Source organism: Streptomyces sp. 4N124 (assembly GCF_052245395.1).
Classification (GTDB): Bacteria; Actinomycetota; Actinomycetes; order Streptomycetales; family Streptomycetaceae; genus Streptomyces.
Map to the genome: position 1 here is coordinate 78,944 of NZ_JBQQBS010000026.1, position 21,530 is coordinate 100,473.

General features: G+C 70.5%; 21 protein-coding genes. 10 read left to right on the plus strand and 11 right to left on the minus strand.

Going from position 1 to position 21,530, the window contains the following annotated elements; genetic code table 11:
• Positions 1 to 65 precede the first annotated feature (65 nt).
• Together ACTWQO_RS25420 and ACTWQO_RS25425 are read left to right on the plus strand one after the other, a co-directional pair.
• Complete coding sequence (locus tag ACTWQO_RS25420; protein ID WP_443239666.1) at positions 66 to 491, plus strand: pyridoxamine 5'-phosphate oxidase family protein; 426 nt, start codon at positions 66 to 68, stop codon at positions 489 to 491.
• A 69-nt stretch (positions 492 to 560) separates the two neighbouring features.
• Entirely contained in the window at positions 561 to 1,226 is a 666-nt protein-coding gene (locus tag ACTWQO_RS25425) for a pyridoxine/pyridoxamine 5'-phosphate oxidase (protein WP_443239667.1), read from the plus strand.
• A gap of 49 nt (positions 1,227 to 1,275) precedes the next feature.
• Here ACTWQO_RS25425 and ACTWQO_RS25430 read toward each other — a convergent pair whose 3' ends face one another.
• Positions 1,276 to 1,665, minus strand: a complete 390-nt coding sequence (locus ACTWQO_RS25430) for a Zn-ribbon domain-containing OB-fold protein (RefSeq protein WP_443239668.1) — start codon at positions 1,663 to 1,665, stop codon at positions 1,276 to 1,278.
• A gap of 14 nt (positions 1,666 to 1,679) precedes the next feature.
• Between ACTWQO_RS25430 and ACTWQO_RS25435 the strand changes: the two genes are divergently transcribed.
• The 5 genes from ACTWQO_RS25435 to ACTWQO_RS25455 all read left to right on the plus strand — a co-directional run bounded on the left by ACTWQO_RS25435 (position 1,680) and on the right by ACTWQO_RS25455 (position 7,296).
• Entirely contained in the window at positions 1,680 to 1,889 is a 210-nt protein-coding gene (locus ACTWQO_RS25435; protein WP_443239669.1) for a hypothetical protein, read from the plus strand.
• Positions 1,890 to 2,098: 209 nt separating this feature from the next.
• Positions 2,099 to 3,334, plus strand: coding sequence for a flavin-containing monooxygenase (locus tag ACTWQO_RS25440; protein WP_443239670.1), 1,236 nt, complete (start codon positions 2,099 to 2,101; stop codon positions 3,332 to 3,334).
• 209 nt (positions 3,335 to 3,543) lie between these two features.
• Entirely contained in the window at positions 3,544 to 5,769 is a 2,226-nt protein-coding gene (locus ACTWQO_RS25445; protein ID WP_443239671.1) for an acetate--CoA ligase family protein, read from the plus strand.
• Position 5,770: 1 nt separating this feature from the next.
• On the plus strand, positions 5,771 to 6,619 hold the full coding sequence (locus tag ACTWQO_RS25450; RefSeq protein ID WP_443239672.1) for an enoyl-CoA hydratase/isomerase family protein: 849 nt from the start codon (positions 5,771 to 5,773) through the stop codon (positions 6,617 to 6,619).
• A gap of 83 nt (positions 6,620 to 6,702) precedes the next feature.
• Positions 6,703 to 7,296: a flavin reductase family protein gene (locus tag ACTWQO_RS25455; RefSeq protein WP_443239673.1), complete on the plus strand. Its 594-nt coding sequence runs from the start codon at positions 6,703 to 6,705 to the stop codon at positions 7,294 to 7,296.
• Here ACTWQO_RS25455 and ACTWQO_RS25460 read toward each other — a convergent pair.
• Complete coding sequence (locus ACTWQO_RS25460; protein ID WP_443239674.1) at positions 7,293 to 8,600, minus strand: MFS transporter; 1,308 nt, start codon at positions 8,598 to 8,600, stop codon at positions 7,293 to 7,295. The two genes, ACTWQO_RS25455 and ACTWQO_RS25460, sit on opposite strands and share 4 nt — an antisense overlap.
• Positions 8,601 to 8,677: 77 nt before the next feature.
• On the opposite strand from ACTWQO_RS25460, the gene ACTWQO_RS25465 reads away from it, so the two are divergent.
• The gene (locus tag ACTWQO_RS25465) at positions 8,678 to 9,736 is read left to right on the plus strand and encodes a GlxA family transcriptional regulator (RefSeq protein WP_443239712.1); all 1,059 of its coding nucleotides are present in this window, start codon (positions 8,678 to 8,680) and stop codon (positions 9,734 to 9,736) included.
• On the opposite strand, the gene ACTWQO_RS25470 is transcribed toward ACTWQO_RS25465, so the two are convergent.
• The 4 genes from ACTWQO_RS25470 to ACTWQO_RS25485 all read right to left on the minus strand — a co-directional run bounded on the left by ACTWQO_RS25470 (position 9,644) and on the right by ACTWQO_RS25485 (position 14,236).
• Complete coding sequence (locus ACTWQO_RS25470; RefSeq protein WP_443239675.1) at positions 9,644 to 10,897, minus strand: MFS transporter; 1,254 nt, start codon at positions 10,895 to 10,897, stop codon at positions 9,644 to 9,646. The two genes, ACTWQO_RS25465 and ACTWQO_RS25470, sit on opposite strands and share 93 nt — an antisense overlap.
• Positions 10,898 to 11,015: 118 nt before the next feature.
• Positions 11,016 to 12,065: a Zn-dependent alcohol dehydrogenase gene (locus tag ACTWQO_RS25475; protein WP_443239676.1), complete on the minus strand. Its 1,050-nt coding sequence runs from the start codon at positions 12,063 to 12,065 to the stop codon at positions 11,016 to 11,018.
• Positions 12,065 to 13,216, minus strand: coding sequence for an acyl-CoA dehydrogenase family protein (locus ACTWQO_RS25480; RefSeq protein WP_443239677.1), 1,152 nt, complete (start codon positions 13,214 to 13,216; stop codon positions 12,065 to 12,067). The genes ACTWQO_RS25475 and ACTWQO_RS25480 overlap by 1 nt, the downstream gene beginning before the upstream one ends.
• A 111-nt stretch (positions 13,217 to 13,327) precedes the next feature.
• Positions 13,328 to 14,236 carry an SDR family oxidoreductase gene (locus ACTWQO_RS25485; RefSeq protein WP_443239678.1) on the minus strand — a complete coding sequence of 303 codons (909 nt, stop codon included), beginning with the start codon at positions 14,234 to 14,236 and terminating at the stop codon, positions 13,328 to 13,330.
• Positions 14,237 to 14,321: 85 nt separating this feature from the next.
• On the opposite strand from ACTWQO_RS25485, the gene ACTWQO_RS25490 reads away from it, so the two are divergent.
• Positions 14,322 to 15,248 (plus strand): cyclase family protein, encoded by a 927-nt coding sequence (locus ACTWQO_RS25490; RefSeq protein ID WP_443239679.1) that lies wholly within the window; start codon positions 14,322 to 14,324, stop codon positions 15,246 to 15,248.
• Between the two features lie 394 nt (positions 15,249 to 15,642).
• Here ACTWQO_RS25490 and ACTWQO_RS25495 read toward each other — a convergent pair whose 3' ends face one another.
• The 3 genes from ACTWQO_RS25495 to ACTWQO_RS25505 all read right to left on the minus strand — a co-directional run bounded on the left by ACTWQO_RS25495 (position 15,643) and on the right by ACTWQO_RS25505 (position 18,603).
• A complete protein-coding gene (locus ACTWQO_RS25495; protein ID WP_443239713.1) occupies positions 15,643 to 16,116 on the minus strand; it encodes an ATP-binding protein in 474 nt (157 codons plus the stop codon).
• A gap of 481 nt (positions 16,117 to 16,597) precedes the next feature.
• Positions 16,598 to 17,467 carry an acyl-CoA dehydrogenase family protein gene (locus ACTWQO_RS25500; RefSeq protein WP_443239680.1) on the minus strand — a complete coding sequence of 290 codons (870 nt, stop codon included), beginning with the start codon at positions 17,465 to 17,467 and terminating at the stop codon, positions 16,598 to 16,600.
• A gap of 8 nt (positions 17,468 to 17,475) precedes the next feature.
• Positions 17,476 to 18,603: an acyl-CoA dehydrogenase gene (locus ACTWQO_RS25505; protein ID WP_443239681.1), complete on the minus strand. Its 1,128-nt coding sequence runs from the start codon at positions 18,601 to 18,603 to the stop codon at positions 17,476 to 17,478.
• A 123-nt stretch (positions 18,604 to 18,726) separates the two neighbouring features.
• Here ACTWQO_RS25505 and ACTWQO_RS25510 point away from each other — a divergent pair, with 123 nt between their 5' ends.
• Positions 18,727 to 20,229, plus strand: coding sequence for a class I adenylate-forming enzyme family protein (locus ACTWQO_RS25510; protein WP_443239682.1), 1,503 nt, complete (start codon positions 18,727 to 18,729; stop codon positions 20,227 to 20,229).
• Positions 20,230 to 20,247: 18 nt separating this feature from the next.
• On the opposite strand, the gene ACTWQO_RS25515 is transcribed toward ACTWQO_RS25510, so the two are convergent.
• Entirely contained in the window at positions 20,248 to 20,760 is a 513-nt protein-coding gene (locus ACTWQO_RS25515; protein WP_443239683.1) for an EF-hand domain-containing protein, read from the minus strand.
• Positions 20,761 to 20,937: 177 nt separating this feature from the next.
• On the minus strand, positions 20,938 to 21,318 hold the full coding sequence (locus ACTWQO_RS25520) for an STAS domain-containing protein (RefSeq protein ID WP_443239684.1): 381 nt from the start codon (positions 21,316 to 21,318) through the stop codon (positions 20,938 to 20,940).
• Positions 21,319 to 21,530: the final 212 nt, after the last annotated feature.

A 21,530-nucleotide genomic window follows, 5' to 3' on the forward strand; every position in this document is an offset into this window, starting at 1 on the left:
CACAGAAGGACCACAGGAAGACCGCCGAACGAGCCGAACGACTCGAGTCGCTGGAGGATCCCGACATGGCCCTGACCCGCGAGGAGCGCGAGCAGTTCCTGGCCGAGCCGCACATCGCCGCGCTGGCGGTGGACGCCGAGGAGGGGCGCGCACCCCTCAGCGTCCCGATCTGGTACCAGGTCGAGCCCGAGGGCACGGTCTGGATCCTGACCGGGCTGGACTCCCGCAAACACCAGCTGATCAGCAAGGCCGGCAGGTTCTCCCTGATGGTGGACCGACTGGAACCCACGATCCGCTACGTGTCGGTGGAGGGCCCGGTCCTCGACACCACACCCGCCACCATCGAGAAACTCCGCGAGCTCTCGGCCCGCTACCTCCCCGCCGAGAAGGTCGACGGCTATGTCGACTACTCCTGGAACAACCACGGCGAGATGGTGATCATCCGGATGCGCCCGGAGCGCTGGGTGTCGTCCGACCTCGGCACGGTTTAGCGACCATCGGGGGAGCGGGGACGGGCGTAGCCACCACCAGGCAAGGCCATCGGGCGGGACAATCGGAGCATGGACTCCGAGTTTCTACGTCTGCTGCGGTCGTCCCGTGTCTGGGAGGCGGGAGTCACCGAACTCCGCCCCTTCGACCCGGCCACCGCACCCGCCTCCCCTCTCCCGCTCTTCACCACCTGGTTCGCGGAGGCGGTGGCGGCGGGCCAGCCGGAGCCGCACACCATGTCGCTGGCGACATCGGACGAGGAGGGCCTGCCGGACGTACGGACGGTCATGCTGCACGGCGCCGACGAGGACGGCTGGTCCTTCGCCACGCACGACCACAGCAGAAAGGGCCGCCACCTCGCGGCCCGCCCGTACGCGGCCCTCGGCTTCTACTGGCCGGCCCTCGGCCGCCAGATCCGCATCCGCGGCCCCGTCACGACCGCCCCCTCCCAGGAAGCCCAGTCCGACCTCCACGCCCGCTCCACCGGCGCCCTCGCCGCCGCCCTCACCGGCCACCAGAGTGAAGTCCTGGGCTCCTTGGAGGAGCTGGCGACAGAATCGACAGCGGCCTGGCAACGCGCCCAGCGCGACCCAGACACGCCGGTCCCGTCCTGGACGCTGTACCACCTCCAGCCGGACACGGTGGAGTTCTTCCAGGGGGACGCGGAGCGACGGCATGTGCGGCTGAACTATCGGCGGGTGGAGGGGGGCTGGGACAAGGAGTTGCTGTGGCCGTGAACTCCGGGACCAAGCCCGGCGATCAGACTGCGACGTAGCCCTGCGTGTCTCATCGTGCTACACGATCGCGCTCACTCCGGAACACCGGCACCCCCTCCCGGAACCCCACCTCCAGCTCCATCCCCACCCGCAGCTCCCCGCCCCCCACGACCTCCGTCATCATCCGCGGCCCCTCCGCGAGGTCGACGACCGCGGCGACGTACGGTGTGCGCTCGCCGAAGGGTGGCAGGTCGTTGCGGTGGACGACGGACCAGGTGTAGAGGGTGGCCCGGCCGGTCGCGGGCTCCCAGGTGACGTCCTCGCTCCAGCAGTGCGGGCAGAACTCGCGGGGGTAGTGATGGGCCCGGCCGCACGCCCCGCAGCGGCGGATCAGCAGACGCCCCTCCGCGGCCGCGTCCCAGTACGTCCTCGTGAACGCGTCGATCTCCGGGACGTCCATGCACACTCCCCGTGATGGCTACAGAATCTGACGGTACGTCAGTTCAGCAGCGCCGGGCGCGGTCGCGCAAGAGGCTGTCGACGACCCGTCGAACCGCCGCGAACCTGTGGGCCCGCCTCGAATTGACGGTCTCCGCCAACATCGCCGCCGCCGCGGGCAGCCTCGGCGACTTCATCACCTGGATCGCCAAGGTCACCGGATACAAGAACCAGCGCGAGAGGTAACAGAGCGCGCGCCGCCCCACCGCGACGTCGAGCCCCTCCGCACACCTCGGGTTCGGCGTCGCGGCCTGTTTACAGGCCCGTGAAAGCACCACAACCAGTCGCCCTACGCCACCGGTCCCACCCATTCCTCCTACATGCGTGATCAATCCGCAACCAATTCCGGTCTTGACCGAGACCCATCAAACAGACACGTGATTACGCTCGCGCCCATGGCCGACTCCACAGCGTCCGCATCTCCCGCGAACCAAGCGGCGCAGAGCCCCGCGAACCCCGCGGCGCACAGCCCCGCAGACCGCCCCGTGTACATCATCGGCGGCGGTCCCGGCGGACTCGCCGCCGCGTACGCCCTGCGCGCCCGCGGCATACGCGCGGTCGTCCTGGAGAAGTCCGACCGGGTGGGCGCGTCCTGGCGGCGCCACTACGACCGGCTGCACCTGCACACCACCCGTCGCCTCTCGGGTCTGCCCGGTCTGCCGATGCCGCGCCGCTTCGGGCGCTGGGTGTCCCGCGACAACGTGGTCCGGTACCTGGAGAAGTACGCCGAGCACCACGAGCTGGAGATCGTCACCAGCGTCGAGGTCTCCCGCGTCGACCGCGCGCCCGACGGCTCCGGCTGGCTGCTGCACGCCACCGGCGGCCGCGAACTCACCGGCGCCGCGGTCATCGTCGCCACCGGCTACAACCACACACCCCACCTCCCCGACTGGCCCGGCCGCGACTCCTACACCGGGGACCTCCTCCACGCCTCCGACTACCGCAACGCCGAGCCCTACGCCGGCCGTGACGTCCTCGTCGTCGGCGTCGGCAACACCGGCGCCGAGATCGCCGTAGACCTCGCCGAGGGCGGCGCCTCCCGCGTACGACTGTCCGTCCGCACCGCCCCACACATCGTGCGCCGGTCGACCGCGGGCTGGGCCGCCCAGTACACGGGCGTACTGTGCCGACGCCTCCCGGTCGGCCTGGTCGACCGGCTCGCCCGTCCGCTGGCCAAGGTCAGCGTGCCGGACCTCTCGGAACACGGCCTGTCCCGCCCCGACACCGGCCTCTACAGCCGGGTCAACGAGGGCTCGATCCCGGTACAGGACGTCGGCCTCATCGACGCCGTGCGCAAGGGCGCCGTCGAGGTGGTGGCCGCCGTCGACGGCTTCGAGGACGGCAAGGTCGTCCTCACCGACGGCGACCGCGTCGGCCCGGACGCCGTGATCGCCGCCACCGGCTATGCCCGCGCACTCGACGGCCTCATCGGCCACCTGGACGTCCTCGACGCCCGCGGCAAACCGCTCGTCCACGGCGCCCGCACCCCCCAGCACGCCCCCGGCCTGTACTTCACCGGCTTCACCAACCCCATCAGCGGCATGCTCCGCGAACTGGCCATCGACGCCGAGAAGATCGCAAAGGCCATCGCGAAGAACGGGGCGGGTTCGGTGTCACGGCTGCCGGTCTGACGCCGGGGGGACCCTCCCGCTCCGGTGGGTCGGGTGCCGGAGTGTGTGGCGAAGTGGGTACCAACGCACAGTGAGAAGTGGGTACCAACGCACAGTGATGGGCACGCCGCCGCAGGACCGCCTCGGTCCGACGGCTTCCTGACGGAGCGTCAGTTCAGTAATCTGACACTGCGTCAGTTAGTTGCTGTCACACAGGAGCGGGGCGACCGATGCTTGGATCAACCCACGGCACCCTTACCACCGACTCCCGCCGGGGCCGGGTCGTCGCCTGCGGCGAACAGCCCGCCCCCGCCGTCCACGGCCGCCCGGCCGACGTGGACGACTACGACGTCAGCGGGCGTCCGCTGTACGCCGGCGTCCCTGATCTGGACCGGTTCTTCCGGCCCGAGTCCGTCGCCGTCATCGGCGCCTCGGACGGGGAGGGCCGACCCAACACCGGCGTCACCCGGCAGCTGTTGTCCTGGGCCGAGCGGGTCGGGGCCCGGCTGTATCCGGTGCATCCCTCGCGTGCCTCCGTCTTCGACATCTCCTGCTTTCCTTCCGTCCGCGACCTGCCCGAGCAGGTCGATCTCGCCGTACTGCTGGTCGCCGACCCGCTCCCCGTGATCGAGGAACTGGGCGAGGCAAAGGTGAAGTTCGCCGTCGTCTTCGCCTCCGGGTTCGCGGAGACGGGGGACGAGGGCGCCGTCGTACAGGGGCAGCTGACGGCCGCCGGGGAGCGGGCCGGGGTGCGGCTGCTCGGGCCGAACACCAACCTGAACGCCTTCGAGCGGTTCCGGGACGACCTGGACGGTCCCTCCATCGCGCTCATCACCCAGTCCGGGCATCAGGGCCGCCCCGTCTTCGCCCTCCAGGAACTCGGCATCCGGCTCTCCCACTGGGCGCCCACCGGCAACGAGGCCGACCTGGAGACCGCCGACTTCATCTCCTACTTCGCCGAGCAGCCCGAAGTCGGTGCCATCGCCTGCTACATCGAAGGGCTGAAGGACGGCCGCTCCTTCCTGCTCGCCGCCGACCGGGCCGCCCGGCGCCGGGTGCCGGTCGTCGCGGTCAAGGTGGGCCGCACCGAGACCGGCGCCCGCACAGCCGCCTCACACACCGGCAAGCTGACCGGCGCGGACGAGGTGGTGGACGCCGCGATGCGGCAGTTCGGGGTGATCCGGGTCGACGGGCTCGACGAACTCCAGGACACCGCCGCCCTGTTGGCCCGCGCCCGTCCGCCCCGCGCCGATGGAGTCGTCGTCTATTCGATCTCGGGCGGCACGGGCGCGCACGTGGCCGACCTGGCGAGCGAGGCGGGCCTGCGGCTGCCGGAGCTGTCGGAGGCCCGGCAGGCCGAGCTGCATCAGTGGATACCGGAGTACCTCAGCGTGGCCAACCCGGTCGACAACGGCGGGCATCCGGTCGGGGACTGGCGCGGGCGGAAGATCATCGACGCGATCCTGGACGACCCGGAGGTCGGCGTGCTGATCTGCCCGGTCACCGGACCCTTCCCGCCGCTCAGCGACCGGCTCGTGCAGGACCTGGTGGACGCGGCCGAGCGGACCGACAAGCTGGTGTGCGTGGTGTGGGGGTCGCCGGTCGGCACCGAGCCGGCGTACCGCGACGTACTGCTCGGCTCCTCGCGCGTGGCCACCTTCCGTACGGTCACCAACTGTCTCACCGCAGTCCGCGCCCACCTCGACCACCACCGGTTCGTCACCGGCTACCGCTCTCCCTTCGACGAGGCACCGCGCAGCCCTTCGCCCTCCTTCCGCAAGGCCCAGGCCCTGATGCGCCCAGGACAGCAGTTGAGCGAACACGCGGCGAAACAGCTCCTTCGCGCCTACGGAATCCGGGTGCCGCGCGAGCAGTTGGTGACCAGCGCGGCGGCGGCCGTGCGCGCGGCGGGGCTCGTCGGCTACCCGGTGGTGATGAAGGCGTCCGGCGCGCAGATCGCCCACAAGACCGAGCTGGGTCTTGTCAAGATCGGACTGACCTCGGCCAGCCAAGTCCGCGACGCCTACCGCGAGCTGACCGACATCGCCCGCTACGAGGACGTCTCGCTGGACGGAGTCCTCGTGTGCCAGATGGTCGAGCGGGGCGTCGAGATGGTCGTCGGCGTCACCCACGACGAACTCTTCGGACCGACCGTGACCGTCGGGCTCGGCGGTGTGCTCGTCGAGGTGCTGCGGGACGCCGCCGTACGCGTACCGCCCTTCGGTGAGGAGCAGGCGCGGGACATGCTCGGCGAACTGCGCGGGCGGGCCCTGCTGGACGGGGTCCGGGGGCGCCCCCCGTCCGACCTCGACGCGCTCGTCGAAGTCGTCCTGCGGGTGCAGCGCATGGCACTGGAACTCGGGGACGACCTCGCGGATCTGGACATCAATCCGCTGATGGTGCTGCCCAGGGGGCAGGGAGCGGTGGCGCTGGACGCGTTGGCGGTGTGTCGCTGACATGAACCCACCCAATGAACCGAACATCCCCGATTCCCCCCGTGAGTCCGGACATTCCGTTGAGTCATTGATACGGCACACCACTGACAGTCACGTCCGCCGTATCACCCTCAACCGCCCCGAGGCCCTCAACGCCATCACCCCTGACCTGCGAGATCACCTGATCCAACTTCTCTCCGACGCCTCCGCCGACCCCACCGTGAGAGCGGTCGTCCTCACCGGAACCGGCCGCGGCTTCTGCGCCGGCGCCGACCTGCGGGGCGGGGCGTCGGGCGGCGGGGAGCGGATCGCCGGTGACGTCGCCCGCACCCTCCGGCTCGGCGCTCAGCGGCTGATCGGCGCCGTCCTCGACTGCGAGAAGCCGGTGATCGCCGCCGTGAACGGCACGGCGGCCGGGCTCGGCGCGCATCTCGCTCTCGCCTGCGACCTCGTACTGGCCGCCGAATCCGCCAAGTTCATCGAGGTGTTCGTACGGCGTGGACTCGTGCCGGACGGCGGCGGCGCGTACCTCCTCCCCCGCCTCATCGGCCCCCAACGCGCCAAAGAGCTGATGTTCTTCGGCGACGCCCTCACCGCCGCGGACGCCGAACGCCTGGGCCTGGTCAACCGCGTCGTCCCGGACGCCGAGCTGGACAAAACAGCCCGCGAGTGGGCCGACCGCCTCGCCACCGGCCCGACCCGAGCCATCGCTTTGACCAAACAGCTCGTCAACGCCTCCCTCGACACCGACCGCACCACCGCATTCGCCGCGGAGGCGGCCGCGCAGGAGATCAACATGACGACAGCGGACGCGAGGGAAGGCGTGGCGAGCTTCGTGGAACGCAGGAGTCCGGAATACCAGGGGCGCTGAGGGCCGTCCGTCCCGCTTCAGGATGCGCAGGCCCCTCGCACCCCTTCCCATCTGACACACCGTCAGCTTCAATGGATGGCGTGATGGGACACGCAGGAATGGCGGCAGCAGCCGTCCGTTATCTCAGGTCCGGGCCCGCCCGGCCCGTAGAGGCGCTGCCGCGCCCGGAGTTGCGGTGTGTGGGTGAGGACGAGCGGGCGCCGGTCGAGCAGGGCGAGTTCCGGCGGGTGCTCGGGAACTTCGCGACGGGCGTGGCCGTTGTCACCTCACCAGCCACCGATGGCGCATCCGGCCCCGCCGGCTTCGCCTGCCAGTCCTTCTCCTCCCTCTCCCTCGACCCACCCCTCGTCGCCTTCATGGTCGGCCGTACGTCGACGACCTGGCCCCGCATCGCCCGCGCGGGCGCCTTCTGCGTGAACGTGCTCGCCGCCGGCCAGGGCACGTTGTGCCGCGGCTTCGCGGTGAGCGGCGGGGACAAGTTCGCGGGCGTCGCCTACGACGCGGCTCCGGTATCCGGGTCACCGCGTCTCGCGGGCGCGCTCGCGTGGATCGACTGCACCATCCATGCCGTCCACACCGGCGGCGACCACCTCATCGTGGTGGGCCGGGTGGACGACCTCGGCACCGCCGACACCCCTGAGGCGCCGCTGCTGTTCCACCGGGGCCAGTTCCTCTAAGCGGCCACCGGCTCGTCGGCGGTCGGCCGTCGCCGGATCACCAGCGACATCAGCGCCGCCGCCGCGCACAGCGCGCCCGACGCGTACCAGACCATGTCGTACGAGCCGGAGACATCGCGTACGACACCGCCGATGAAGGCGACCAGGGCGGCGCCGACCTGGTGGGAGGCGAGGACCCAGCCGAAGACGATGGCGCTGTCGTCGCCGTACTGCTCGCGGCACAGGGCCACGGTGGGCGGGACGGTCGCGACCCAGTCGAGGCCGTAGAAGACGATGAAGAAGATCATCGGCGGGTGGACGCTGGGCGCGAGCAGTATGGGCAGGAACAGCAGCGAGATGCCGCGCAGCGCGTAGTAGACGGCGAGCAGTCGGCGTGGTTCGTAGCGGTCGGTGAACCAGCCGGAGGCGATGGTGCCGATGACGTCGAACACGCCGATGACCGCGAGCAGTGAAGCCGCCACCGGGACGGGCATGTGCTCGTCGTGGGCGGCCGGCACGAAGTGGGTCTGGATCAGGCCGTTGGTGGAGGCGCCGCAGATCGCGAAGGTGCCGGCGAGCAGCCAGAAGGGGCCGGTGCGGGCCGCTTTGAAAAGGACGGTCACGGCGCGGCGCGCGGCGCCCGGCACCGGATCCGGCTTCGGTACGAACTCCTTCGCGCCGTATGGCTTCACGCCCACGTCGGCCGGGTGGTCGCGCAGCAGCAGCCAGACGAAGGGGACGACCGCGAGGGCCGCGAGGGCGACCGTGACGGCGGCCGGGCGCCAGTTGCCCGCCTCGACCATCAGGGCCAGCACGGGCAGGAAGATCAGCTGGCCCGAGGCCGAGGCGGCGGTGAGGATGCCGGTGACCAGGCCGCGCCGCTCGGTGAACCAGCGGTTGGTGACCGTCGCGGCGAAGGCCAGCGCCATCGAACCGGTGCCGAGACCCACCAGCAGGCCCCAGCACAGCAGCAGTTGCCAGGCCGCCGTCATCCACACCGTCAGGCCCGAGCCGATCGCGATCACGGTGAGCGCCGCCGCGACCACACGCCGGATGCCGAAGCGGTCCATCAGGGCGGCGGCGAAGGGCGCGGTCAGTCCGTACAGGGCGAGGTTGATCGAGACGGCGGCGGCGATCGTGCCGCGTGACCAGCCGAACTCCTGGTGCAGCGGGTCGATGAGCAGCCCCGGCAGGGAGCGGAAGGCGGCGGCGCCGAGGATCGTCACAAAGGCGACGGCAGCGACGAACCACGCGCGATGGATGCGGGTACGGCGTGGCTTCTGCGGGGTCCGGTCGACGCCGGTGGCTTCGGTTGTCTGCGTCACGACAACGAGCTTCGGGCCTGCGCGCCCACAGATCCATTGGCCCGAAGGACATCATTCGTTATGATCGGGCCATGAGCATGAGCCGGAGTGCCGTGAGCGTGAGTGAGCCGGAACGCCATGAGCGTGGGTCGCGGTTCCGCCCGCACCGCGTCGTCGTCCTCGCCCTCGACGGGCTGCTCCCGTTCGAGCTGGGCATCCCGCACCGGATCTTCGGACGCCCCAAGGACGCCGAGGGGCGGCATCTGTACGAGGTCGTCACCTGCTCGGTCCGGCCGCCGGGCCCGGTCCAGACCGACGCCGACTTCTCCATCCACGTCGCACACGGCCCGGAGGCGCTGGCCACCGCCGACACCGTGATCGTCCCGGCGTCGTACGAGCTCGGCCCGGTCTTCGAAGAGGGCGTGCTCACCGACGAACTGGCCGCCGCGCTCGCCCGCATCCGCCCCGGCACCCGGGTGGCCTCCATCTGCACCGGTGTCTACGTCCTCGCCGCCGCCGGCCTGCTCGACGGCCGCCCGGCCACCACGCACTGGTCCGACGCCGAGCGCTTCCAGCGGCTGTTCCCGAGGATCAAGGTCGACGCGGACGTGCTGTTCATCGACGACGGCGAGGTGCTGACCTCGGCGGGCGTCGCCGCCGGCATCGACCTGTGTCTGCACATGGTCCGCCGCGACCACGGCACGGCGATCGCCAACGACGTGGCCCGCCGCACGGTCGTACCGCCCCACCGCGACGGCGGCCAGGCGCAGTACATCCACCGCCCGGTCCCCGACCCGCAGCAGGCGACCACGACCACGGCCCGCGTCTGGGCCCTGGGCCGCCTCCACGAGCCGATCCAGCTGCGCGACATGGCGGAGCAGGAGGCCATGTCCGTACGGACCTTCACGCGCCGCTTCCGCGAGGAGGTCGGCGTCAGCCCCGGCCAATGGCTCACCCAGCAGCGGGTGGAACGCGCCCGCCACCTCCTGGAGTCCACCGATCTCTCCGTCGACCAGGTCGCCCGGGACGCCGGCTTCGGCACGGCCCAGTCGATGCGGCAGCACCTACAGGCGGCGCTCGGCGTCACACCCACCAGCTATCGGCGCACCTTCCGCGCCGGGAGCAACGCCGACGTCCAGGTCCCCAGCCGCACTTGAGCCGTCCCGGCGGGCCTCTCCCCACCAGCCGAGCGCCGTCAGCAGCAGGGTCAGCACCACACCGGCCAGCATGGCCGTGGACGGCGCCACCACCTGGAGCAGGCCACCGGCGAGGGAACCCGTCGCGGCGTAGCCCGCGCCCGCGGCGGCGTACATCACGGAGTAGCCGGCCGCCAGGGCGCCCGGCGGCAGGGCCTCGCGGAGGGACAGGTTGCGGGTGATGAGCGCACCCGACTGGAGGGTGCCCGCCAGGGTGAGGGCGATCGCGATCCCGGCCGCGCCCGGTATCAGCGCGGTGAGGCTCACGAAGGCCGACATGCCGCACATCAGCACCACACTCCGCGTACGAAGCCGCCCCGGCCACGACCGCACGCCGTACAGGAACGCCCCGATCCCCGCCCCCACCGCGAGTCCCGCCAGCATCGGGCCGGACCAGCCCACGCCGATGCCGCGCTGCTCCAGCAGGGCGGGCAGGGTGAGTTCGGCCAGGCCGAGCAGGGTGAGGCTGGCCGCGCCCGTGACGTACACCGGCCAGGCGCGTATCAGCACGCGGAGCTTGCCCCGGCCTGCCTCACCGTCCTCATCCCCCTTGGCCCAGCCCGCCGGAAGCAGCCAGTGGCCGGCTGTCGACGACGCCATCAGGGCGGCCCCGAGGAGCAGCGGCACCCGAGGCGCCACCCCGAGGGCGAGGCCGGCCACCGCGACCGGGGAGACGGCCCACACGCCGGACATCAGCATCGACTCGGCCGACAGAGCCTGCGTCACCGCGCGCTCCGGGACCAGCGAGGTCAGCAGCGCCCGCTGCCCGCCCGCGACGGCCGCCGGAGCGGCACCGGCCAGAAACGCGAACGCCCCCAGCACGACAGGGTGCGCACCGGGCAGCACCCCGAGCCCCGCAAACCCCACCGCCCCGCCCGCTAGCCCCACGGCCAGATGTCGCCGACCGCGCGCAGGATCCAGCCGCATCCCGAGGACCGGCGCCCCGATGATCTCGCCGATCACATAGGCCGCCGCGAGCGCCGCACCCAGCGTGTAGCCGCCGGGCCGCTCCCGCACCAGGAACACCAGCGCCAACGGCGCCATGGCGACCGGCATGCGGGAGCCGACGGCGGTGCAGGCCCAGATCAGGACCTGCTTGGAGGCGACATCGCGGTAGGTCATGAGATGAAGGTAGGCGGCGGCACTGACAACGCGGCAGCCGATTTCCGGGCCTGTGGAAAACTCCGCCGGGACACCGGCCGAGCGCCGAGGAACTCACATCGTGAGAACTCCGAGGAACTCAGAATGTGAGCACCCCGCGAGCCACCTTCCCCGCCTCCGCGTCCGCCGCCGCCCGCTCGAACTCCTCGACCGGATACGTCTGCGTCACCAACTCGTCCAGCAGCAGGCGCCCGTTCCGGTACAGCTCGGCGTACAGCGCGATGTCCCGCTGCGGGCGCGACGACCCGTACCGGCACCCCAGGATCGACTTGTCCAGATACATCGAGGACACGACGAAGGAGGCCTCGGCGCCGGCCGGCGGTACGCCCAGCAGGATCGCCTGCCCGTGCCGGTCGAGCAGATCGACGGCCGCACGGATCAACTCGACGCGCCCCACGCACTCGAAGGCATGGTCCGCCCCCGTCGGCAGCAGCTCCCGCACGCCTTCCGTCGAGGTCAGGAAGTCGGTCGCCCCGAACTGCCGCGCCACCGCCTCCTTCGCCGGATTGGCATCGACGGCGACGATCCGCAGCGCACCCGCGATCCGCGCCCCCTGAAGGACATTGAGCCCGATGCCCCCCGTACCGATGACGAGCACGCTGTCCCCACGGTCCACCTTCGCCCGGTTGAGCACGGCGCCCACCCCGGTCAGCACCCCGCACCCGATGAGCGCGGCGGAGGGCAGGGGAATGTCCTTCGGGATCCGCACCACCTGCACGGCCTTCACCACGGTCCGCTCGGCGAACGCGGAGTTGGACGCGAACTGGAAGACGGGCCGCCCACCGCGGGCGAACGGCTGCCCGGGCCGCCCGATCGCCTGCCGGCACATGGTCGGCCGCCCTCGGTCGCACTCCGCGCAGGTACCGCAGTTGGCCAGCGTGGACAGGGCGACATGGTCACCGGCCGCCACATGCGTGACCCCCGCGCCGACGGCCTCCACCACCCCCGCCCCCTCATGCCCCAGCACCACGGGAACAGGGAACGGAATGGTGCCGTCCACCACGGACAGATCGCTGTGGCACAACCCCGCCGCCGAGATCGACACCAGCACCTCGCCCGGCCCCGGATCCCGCACCTCCAGGTCGTTCGCGACCTCGACCCGCTTCCCGTCGAACACCACGCCGCGCATCACACAACCCCCTTGGGTTCCCTCGGCAGCCCGAGCACCCGCTCGGCGATGATCGTGCGCTGAACCTGGTCCGAGCCGCCGTAGATGGTGTCGGCCCGCGAGAACAGGAACAGATGCTGCGCCTCGTCGAGTTCGTACGGCGCCGAGGCCGACCAGTCCGCAGGGCCCACGCCCGCCCGCGCTCCCCGCACCTGCATCGCCAGCTCCCCGAGCCGCTGATGCCACCCGGCCCACAGCAGCTTGGCCACACTGGGCGCTCCCGCGTCGCCCGAACTCCCCAGCGTGCGCAGGGCGTTCCACCGCATCACCCGCAGCTCCGCCCACTGCCGCACAAGCCGATCCCGTACGACCGGATCACCGACCGCCCCCGTCTCCACGGCAGTGGCCACGATCCGTTCCAACTCCCGCGCGAAGCCGATCTGCTGGGCAAGGGTGGAAACACCGCGCTCGAAGCCGAGAAGACTCATCGCCACCCGCCAGCCATTGCCCTCACCCCCGACCACGTGCTCCACGCGCGCGTGCGCCCCGTCGAAGAAGACCTCGTTGAAGTCACTGGTGCCGGTCATCTGCCGAATGGGCCGCACATCGATGTGATCCGGCTGATCCATGGGAACAAGCAGAAAACTGAGCCCCTGGTGACGACGGGAGTTCACATCCGTCCGCGCCAACACGAAGCACCAGTCCGCTTCATGCGCGAGCGACGTCCAGATCTTCTGCCCAGTGATGCGATACGTCCCCTGCGACTCCCGTGTCGCCACGGTCCGTATCCCAGCCAGATCCGATCCCGCGCCCGGTTCGCTGTACCCCTGACACCACAGCTCCTCCCCCGCGGCAACCGCCGGCAGAAACCGACCCTTCTGCTCGTCGGTGCCATGAGCAATCAGCGTGGGAGCAAGCAGATTCTCACCAATATGCCCCGACCGCGGAGGCGCCACCGAACGCGCGTATTCCTCCGCCCAGGCAACCTGCTGGGTAAGCGTGGCAGACCGATTGCCGTACCCGGTCTCCCCCCAGGAAAGCCCAATCCACCCGGCCTCTCCGAGGACACGTTCCCAACTACGCCGATCTTGCAGGCCGTTGGCGTGATCGGCGAGCCAGGCGCGCGCTTCCACACGGAATGCTTCATCCTCCGCCGCAAAACCGAAGTCCATGAGGGCCTCCCTCAAAATCACCGGTGTGTTAGAGCGCCCCTTCAGGGGCGCGGGGAACTGCGCGACAAGCCACAACGAACCCGCAGCCGCCAACCAAGGACACCCCCCGAGTTACTGGGCGTTAGGCCGCACCCCAGAAACCGCCGCCCTCTCCATCCCCGCCACCTCGGAGAGCATCGGCATCGGATCCACCCCCACCGACCCCGGCAAGAACTCCGCAATCCGCTCCGGCGTCCAAGACCCCTCCGCATAAGCCGAACGCAGTTCCCTCGGCTGCGCCCACACCGCGATCTTCGGCCCGGCAATCGTGTACACCTGCCCGGTCACTTCCTGAGCCCGGTCCGACAACAGGTAGACCACCAGCGCCGCCACATCCTCCGGCTCCCCGATCTCCGCCAGCTCCATCGGCACGTTCGCCGACATCCGCGTACGAGCGACCGGCGCCACCGCATTGGCGCTCACCCCGTACTTGTGCAACCCCAACGCGGCGCTCCGCACCAGCGAGATGATCCCGCCCTTCGCGGCGCTGTAATTGGCCTGCGACACGGACCCCTGATGGTTGCCGCTGGTGAAGCCGATCAGTGTCCCGGCCCGCTGCTTGCGCATCACCGCCGACGCCGCCCGGAACACCGTGAACGTTCCCTTGAGATGCGTGGCCACGACCGGGTCCCACTCCTCCTCGGTCATGTTGAACAGCATCCGCTCACGCAGAATCCCGGCCACGCAGACCACACCGTCGAGCCGGCCGTACGATTCCAGCGCCGTGTCGACCACGCGCTGCCCGCCCGCCATCGTGGCGACGTCGTCGGCCACGGCGACCGCATCACCGCCCGCCGCCTCGATCTCCTTGACGACGGATTCGGCGACCTCGCTGGTCGGGGAGGCGCCGTCGATCCCCACGCCGTAGTCGTTGACCACGACCTTCGCTCCCTCGGCAGCCGCCGCGAGCGCGACCGCCCGGCCGATGCCCCGTCCGGCGCCGGTCACGGCGACGACCTTGCCTGCCAAGAAGTTCCCCACGCCCGGCCCCTTCCCGCGATTTCTGACGGACCGTTAGATTTTAAGTCCCGTCAGACACCTGGACACAAGCCCCGGGGAGGCTCGCATGTCACTACCGGCCGAGTTCCACGACATCGCCAAGCGGGTCAACAACTGGGGCCGTTGGGGAGCCGACGACGAGATCGGGACCCTCAACCTCATCACCGACGAGGTCGTACGGGAGGCAGCCGCCTGCGTCCGCAGCGGGCGCAGGATTCCGCTCGCGCTCCCCCTGAGGCAGGACGGCGTCCAGACCGGGATGATCCCGGGGCGCGTCAATCCACTGCACGCCATGGTGCAGATCAACCAGGAGATCTTCGGCCCCGGAACGGTCGCGTGCAGCGACGACGCGGTGACCATGGGGCTCCAGGCCGGCACCCACTGGGACGCGCTCACCCACGTCTCGCACTCGGGCCGGCTCTACAACGGCCGCCCGGCCGACACCGTCACCCCGCACGGCGGCGCCGAGTTCAGCGGCATCGACAAGGCGCGGCACATCGTCTCGCGCGGAGTGCTCCTCGATGTGGCGAAGGCGCACGGCGTCGACCGCCTCGACGGGGGGCATGCCGTGACCCCGGAGGACCTGGAAGCCGCCGAGGAACTCGCGGGCACGCGCGTGCGTGCCGGTGACATCGTGCTCGTACGGACCGGACAGGTGCAGGTGTATCTGGCCGGGGACAAGCACGCGTACGCCTATCCGTCACCCGGGCTGTCGATCCGCGCCCCGGAGTGGTTCCACGCGCGCGATGTGGCCGCCGTCGCGAACGACACCCTCACATTTGAGATATTTCCGCCGGAGATCGAGGATTTGTGGCTGCCCGTGCATGCGCTCGACCTCGTGGAGATGGGGATGCTGCAGGGCCAGAACTGGAATCTCGAAGAGTTGTCCACAGCCTGTGGACAAGCGGGCCACTACGACTTCCTGCTGTCGGCGATGCCCGAGCCGTTCGTCGGCGCCACGGGAACTCCGGTGGCCCCAGTGGCCGTTCTCTAGTCGCCGGCCACGCTTCCGCCTCCCCGGGCGCGGCCGGCTGGCGACGCGCCGCGCCCGCCCCGAGCACGGTGTCGCGCGCCGCCATCCGGCTTCGGCGCACCCGCCCCGGTTCCTCATGGCCCCAAGCAGAACCGACGCCGAATCACGACCCACACTCGCCGAGGGCTCCCGTCACCGGAACCCTCGTCGTCCCCTCACGGCGAATCGCTGACCACCAGCGTGATCAAACGGTCACGTCGCGTCAACACCCGAAAGGGGATTCATCACTTACGCCCCGATTTCGCTGGCCGCGCACAGAAGCACATCCGGGCGCATGCGCCCTGTCGGCCGGACAAGGGCGGTAAGCGTTTGTCGCCATGCCCGTGACCATGCGCCGGGGCACACTCACGAGTGGCTATACGGCTTCGTACGCCAGCCCCTCATACCCTTCATAGGCCGTGGCACCGCCACCGAACGCCGTCGCCGCCTGGGGCGGGTCCGTGCAGCGGTCCAGTTCGCACCAGATGCGCTTGCCCGCACCCTCGGGGCTCCAGCCCCAGCGGTCGGCCAGGCCGTCGACGAGAGCGAGACCGCGGCCGCCCGTCTGCTCGCCGTCCACGCACCGGGGGACGGGGGCCCGGTCGCTGGCGTCGGCCACCTCCAGCCGGACCGGAGCAGCCGGCTCCGCCGCCTCTCCGGGCAGCGACAGCCGGAGCACGGCCGGGCAACCGGTGTGCACGACGGCGTTGGTGACAAGTTCGGAGACGAGCAGGATCAGCGTCTCGGCCAGCGGCTCATCGGCCCCTATCCCGGACCCGGCGAGCCGCGAGCGGGCCCACCGCCGGGCGCGCCCCACTTCTGCGGGGTCGGGCCGGATCTCCAGCTGCACTTGAAGCACCTGCACCGCTCACACCATCCGAACCGGCGGACACATGACCTCGCGCCACACGAGCGCCACGATCGTAGCCATTCTTTGCATGACCAGAACAATGGTCAGAGCCGGGTTCACAGAACGTGAATCCCTTACGAGACAGCATGGTTGACGTACAGTCACCCCAACAAGCGCTTCGGGCATATTCCAGCGCGAAGGAGTACCCGTGCGGCATACTGTGCGACGCTCGTTGTGGCGAGTCGAACAGGGGCACATCGCCGGATCCGGGGCCGCCTCAAGGGCAACACCGACATGATTTGTGCTCGCACCCGCTCGCATCCCACAGAAGGTACCGGAGCAACGCAGCGACTCCAGGCCGTGACGAGTCACTCTTAGGACACAACCCGATATCAACGCTCCGTAATTCCGGTATGCCACAATCCGCGACATCCGTGCCGACTGTGTGCGCGACACCGCAGCCCAGCGCCCACTTTGCCGCTCAGGCCACCAGATCCGCCGCAAGCAGTTCCTCACTCTCCGTGCTCGCTCCACCACGCCGAGCACGCAGCCAGGCCCGCTTCAGATGGAGATGCACCTCGGACTCCCAGGTGAAGCCCATTCCGCCGTGCACCTGAAGGCAGTCACGGGCGCCGCGTACCGCGGCCTCGTCGGCGAGCAGCCGGGCCGCCGCGATGTCCGTCCGGTCGGCGGTGACGGCGGCGGCATATACCGCCGCCCGGGCCACCTCCGTCCGCACCAGCATTCCGGCGCACAGATGCTTGACCGCCTGGAAGGCTCCGATCGGCCGCCCGAACTGCTCACGGGTCCGGGCGTGTTGCACCGCCAGCTCGCACACCCGCCCGGCCGTGCCCACCTGTTCGGCGGCGGTCAGGAGTGCGGCGACGGGGTCCACGGCCGCCCCGCCCTCACCCACCCGGTGCAGTGGAGTCAGCGGATCAACCGACCGCAGCGGTACGGCCCCGGCGGCGTCCCCTCGTACGACGTCCGCCTCGGCCAGCCACTCCACGAGCCCGCTGCCGTCCACGGCGGCGACCACGGTCTCCCCGTCCGCGGCGCCCGCCACCTCCCCCGCCGCCAGATGTGTGGCGATCAGCGGTCCCGGCAGCAGCGCCCGGCCCGTCTCCTCGAAGGCCAACACCGCCTCGGGCAGCCCGAGTCCGACTCCGCCGTCCGCCTCCGGCAGCCGCAGCGCGAAGAACCCGGCCTCGCCGAGCGCCCGCCACAGCCCACGGTCGAGCGCGGGTGCGTCCACGGCAGCCCGCAGCGCCTCGGCGTCGAAACGCCGTGCCAGCAGCTGTCGTACGCCGTCCCGCAACGCCTGCTGATCCTCGGTGAGTTGGAATTTCATACGCGCAGTCACCGTCCCTTCGGCAGCCCGAGGATGCGCTCGGCCACGATGTTCTGCTGGATCTGCGAGGTGCCGGCGGCGATGGTGTAGGAGAGGGACGACAGGCGGTCCAGCGTCCACGGCCGGTCGAGGTCGAGGCAGTCCGGTCCCAGGACGTCGGCCGCGGTGTCGTACAGCTCCTGCCGTGCCTGCGAATACCTCAGTTTGAAAATCGAACTCCCCACTCCGGGGACTCCACTCTCCGCCTCGCTCACATTCCACTGGATCAGCCGCCACAGCGCGCGGAACTCGGCGTTCAGCCGGCCCAGCCCGCGCCGCAGCACGGGATCGTCCCAGCGGCCGTTCTTCCGTGCCTCACCGGCGAGTTCGCGCAGGACGCGGCGGCAGGCGACCACCTCGCCGACGAAGGCCGTGCCGCGCTCGAAGGAGAGGGTCACCATCGTCACGCGCCAGCCGTCGTCCTCGTCACCGACACGGTTGGCGACCGGGATACGGACCTCGTCGAGGAACACCTCGGCGAACTCGGCGGATCCGGCGAGCGTGCGCAAGGGACGTACGGTGATGCCGGGGGCGTCCATGGGCATGGCGAGCCAGGTGATGCCGCGATGCTTGGGCGCGGCGGGGTTCGTGCGGACCAACAGCTCGCACCAGTCGGCCACTTCGGCATGGGAGGTCCAGATCTTGGACCCGCTCACCACGTAGTCGTCGCCGTCCCTACGCGCGCGCGTGCGCAGCGCGGCGAGGTCCGATCCGGCGTCCGGTTCGCTGAAGCCCTGGCACCAGACCTCCTCGCCCCGAAGGATCGGCGGCAGCCAGCGCGCCCGCTGCTCCTCGGTCCCCTCGGCGGCGATCGTCGGGCCCGCGTGCAGCAGCCCGACGAAGCCCGCCCCCACATAGGGCGCGCCCGCCTTCTCGGTCTCCTCCAGGAAGATCAGCCGCACGGTCGGGGAGGCGTCCCAGTGCACGTGCGCGTACCCGGCGTCGTACAGCATGCGCTGCCAGCCGAGGTCGTACGCCCTGCGCGCGGGCCAGTCGGCCGGGGACGGCTTCGGCGGCAGCGTCGGAAGGACCTTCCCCAGCCACTCCCGCAACCGCGCCCGGAACTCCTCTTCTTCGGGCGTGTACGTGAGGTCCATCCATCACCTGCCTGACGATCCGTCAGATTCAGCAGCAGGCTAGCCCCGCACCCCTGGACCGACAAGGCATCGAGCCCTACGCTCTCCGCACGATCTGACACACCGTCAGCCAAGGGGGTCGTCGTGAACGACACCGCACACGCCCTGGGTTCCTCGCGCACGCTCTGGGAACTGGTCACACGCCGTGCCGAACTGACCCCCGACCACCCCGTCCTCCTCCAGGACGACCGCACGCTCACCTTCGGTGAGCTGCATGACCGTGCCGAGCGGGTGGCGGCCGGCCTCCACGCCATGGGCATACGCCCCGGCACGGTCGTCGCCTGGCAGCTGCCCACCCGCATCGAGACCGCCCTGCTGTCCTTCGCGCTGGCCCGCCTGGGCGCCGTACAGTCGCCGGTCATCCCGTTCTACCGGGACCGCGAAGTCGGCTTCGCCCTGCGCGAGTCGAAGGCGGAGTTCTTCGCGGTGCCGGGCACCTGGCGCGGCTTCGACCACACGGAGATGGCGCGGCGGCTCGGCGCCAGGGGGATCTTCGAGGCGTACGACGGTCTCCCCGACGGCGACCCGGCCGTACTGCCCGCCCCGCCCACCGACGGCACCTCCGTCCGGTGGATCTACTGGACCTCGGGAACCACCTCCGACCCCAAGGGCGTTCTCCACACGGACCGTTCACTCATCGCGGGCGGGTCGTGCCTCGCGCACGCGCTGCACCTGTCGGCGAGCGACGTGGGCTCGATGGCCTTTCCATACGCGCACATCGCCGGCCCCGACTACACCGTCATGCTCCTGCTGTACGGCTTCCCGGCGGTGATGTTCGAGCAGTTCGCGCTGCCGGACGCGCTGGAGGGGTATCGCAAGCACGGGGTGACGGTGGCGGGCGGGTCGACGGCGTTCTACTCGATGTTCCTCGCCGAGCAGCGCAAGCAGCCGGAGGAAAAGCTCATTCCGAGCCTGCGGCTGCTCGCGGGCGGTGGGGCGCCGAAGCCGCCGGAGGTCTATCACGCCGTCGTGCGCGAGATGGGCGTGCAGCTCACCCATGGGTACGGCATGACCGAGGTGCCGATGATCACGATGGGGGCGCCGGACGACACGGTGGAGAACCTGGCGACGACCGAGGGGCGGCCACCGGAAGGCATGGAGATTCGGATCGTGGACGGGGAGGTGCGGCTGCGCGGGGAGGCGGTGTGCCGGGGGTATCTGGATCCGGCGCAGACGGCGGAGGCGTTCGACGGGGAGGGGTTCCTCAGGACCGGTGACCTCGGGCGGCTCACCGACAGCGGGCATCTGGTGCTGACGGGGCGGCTGAAGGACGTGATCATCCGCAAGGGCGAGAACATCTCCGCCAAGGAGATCGAGGATCTGCTGCACCGGCACCCGGACGTCGGGGACGTGGCCGTGATCGGGCTGCCGGACGCCGAGCGCGGGGAGCGGGTGTGCGCGGTGGTGGAACAGCCGCCGGGCGCCGGGGAGTTGACCTTGGAGGCGGTGTCCTCGTACCTGCGCGCGGAAGGGCTGTCGGTGCACAAGCTGCCGGAGCGGCTCGAAGTGGTCGACGCCCTTCCGCGCAACGAGACTCTGCGGAAGGTGCTCAAGTACAAGCTGCGCGAGCGCTATTCAGACAGATGACGACTCAGACAGGTGACGTCATTCGGGCACGGTGAAATAGCGGGCGAAGGAAGAGACGATCTCCGCCTCGCCGATCTTGCCGTCGCCGTCGGTGTCGAGGGTGGCGGTGGCCGTCGCGGCCACGTCCTGGCTCACGCCGAGAGCGGTGAGCACGCGCGCGGTGTCACCGACGGTGGCCGCACCGTCGCCGTCCCGGTCGGCGAGGTCGAGCGCGGCATGCAGGAAGGGGCGGGCGATCTCGGCGAACCGGTCCGGGTTGTCGCGCAGGCGCTTGACCGCGCCGCCGACGAACTCGTCCCGGGAGATCCGCTGGTCGCCGTCCCGGTCCGCTATGCCGGCCATGCCCTGCCAGAACGCCTCGGCTCCGCCGTACAGGGCCTGTCCCTTGTCGGAGCGGGCCGCCGTACCGAACTCCGCGAGCAGCCTCTTGGCCGCCGCGCTGAAGTCCTCACGGTCGATGTAGCCGTTGCCGTCCTGGTCGAAGGTGGCGAACCGGGCGGCGATCCTGCGCTCGTACTCGCTGCTGACCATGTCTCTTCGTGCCGCCTTACGTCACGTGGGGTGCGTACTGGCACGGAGCGTACGACGCCCGGGGCGGCCTTGGCGCGGAAAACGTCGCTTGTGCCAAGACCGGGCTAATTTTGCGACAACGACGTGGCAGAGCGGCGGTGTGACGTGCACCGAGTGCGGAGGTCCGGTAGCGGCGGGTCACGCCGAGAGCGGTTCGGTCCCCTCGTCGACCGCCGCCGCCACGTCCGGGTACACCTCGAACAGGCGGCGTACGCCGAGGGCGCCGAGCACCCTGTTGACGTGGGAGCCGTCCACAGCCCCCTGAGCGGGCAGTATCAGGCGCAGGCTGCCCTGGCAGGAGCGGATGAGGCGGCGGGAGGCTATGAGCACGCCGACGCCGCTGGAATCGCAGAACAGCACCTCGGAGAGGTCGAGGACGAGACTGTGCCGACCCTCGGCCACCACATCGTGCACCCGCTGACGCAGCACGGGCGACGTCACCAGGTCCAGCTCGCCCGACACTTGGAGCACGGCCCACTCGCCCTGCTTGTCGCCGGTCACGTAGAACGCCACCACCAAGCCCTTCGCTCGCCGGAAACGGAAGCCCCACCTACGCTTCCTTGCAGCGCGGCTGCCCAGCGGCCGTTCCCCGAAACCAGGTACTGGAAACGGAAACCAATCAGAAGAGGCTTGTTTCAGTCGTATTCGATCCTGTTCGATCGAGTCTGGTCGCCCCGGGAGTGGGTAGGCACGCGATGACACAAGGGCCGGAACGGGCCGGGAAGGTCCAC

Coding starts and splice junctions, on each gene's coding strand:
- ACTWQO_RS25475 (WP_443239676.1), bottom strand. CDS start 12,065: ATGCGCGGCGTGGTGTTCGACGGGAAGCGGGTCGAGGTCGCGAACGAC.
- ACTWQO_RS25470 (WP_443239675.1), bottom strand. CDS start 10,897: ATGACCTACCGCGATGTCGCCTCCAAGCAGGTCCTGATCTGGGCCTGC.
- ACTWQO_RS25500 (WP_443239680.1), bottom strand. CDS start 17,467: ATGAAATTCCAACTCACCGAGGATCAGCAGGCGTTGCGGGACGGCGTA.
- ACTWQO_RS25450 (WP_443239672.1), top strand. CDS start 5,771: ATGAACCCACCCAATGAACCGAACATCCCCGATTCCCCCCGTGAGTCC.
- ACTWQO_RS25425 (WP_443239667.1), top strand. CDS start 561: ATGGACTCCGAGTTTCTACGTCTGCTGCGGTCGTCCCGTGTCTGGGAG.
- ACTWQO_RS25445 (WP_443239671.1), top strand. CDS start 3,544: ATGCTTGGATCAACCCACGGCACCCTTACCACCGACTCCCGCCGGGGC.
- ACTWQO_RS25435 (WP_443239669.1), top strand. CDS start 1,680: ATGGCTACAGAATCTGACGGTACGTCAGTTCAGCAGCGCCGGGCGCGG.
- ACTWQO_RS25480 (WP_443239677.1), bottom strand. CDS start 13,216: ATGGACTTCGGTTTTGCGGCGGAGGATGAAGCATTCCGTGTGGAAGCG.
- ACTWQO_RS25440 (WP_443239670.1), top strand. CDS start 2,099: ATGGCCGACTCCACAGCGTCCGCATCTCCCGCGAACCAAGCGGCGCAG.
- ACTWQO_RS25430 (WP_443239668.1), bottom strand. CDS start 1,665: ATGGACGTCCCGGAGATCGACGCGTTCACGAGGACGTACTGGGACGCG.
- ACTWQO_RS25465 (WP_443239712.1), top strand. CDS start 8,678: ATGAGCCGGAGTGCCGTGAGCGTGAGTGAGCCGGAACGCCATGAGCGT.
- ACTWQO_RS25490 (WP_443239679.1), top strand. CDS start 14,322: ATGTCACTACCGGCCGAGTTCCACGACATCGCCAAGCGGGTCAACAAC.
- ACTWQO_RS25455 (WP_443239673.1), top strand. CDS start 6,703: ATGGGACACGCAGGAATGGCGGCAGCAGCCGTCCGTTATCTCAGGTCC.
- ACTWQO_RS25515 (WP_443239683.1), bottom strand. CDS start 20,760: ATGGTCAGCAGCGAGTACGAGCGCAGGATCGCCGCCCGGTTCGCCACC.
- ACTWQO_RS25505 (WP_443239681.1), bottom strand. CDS start 18,603: ATGGACCTCACGTACACGCCCGAAGAAGAGGAGTTCCGGGCGCGGTTG.
- ACTWQO_RS25420 (WP_443239666.1), top strand. CDS start 66: ATGGCCCTGACCCGCGAGGAGCGCGAGCAGTTCCTGGCCGAGCCGCAC.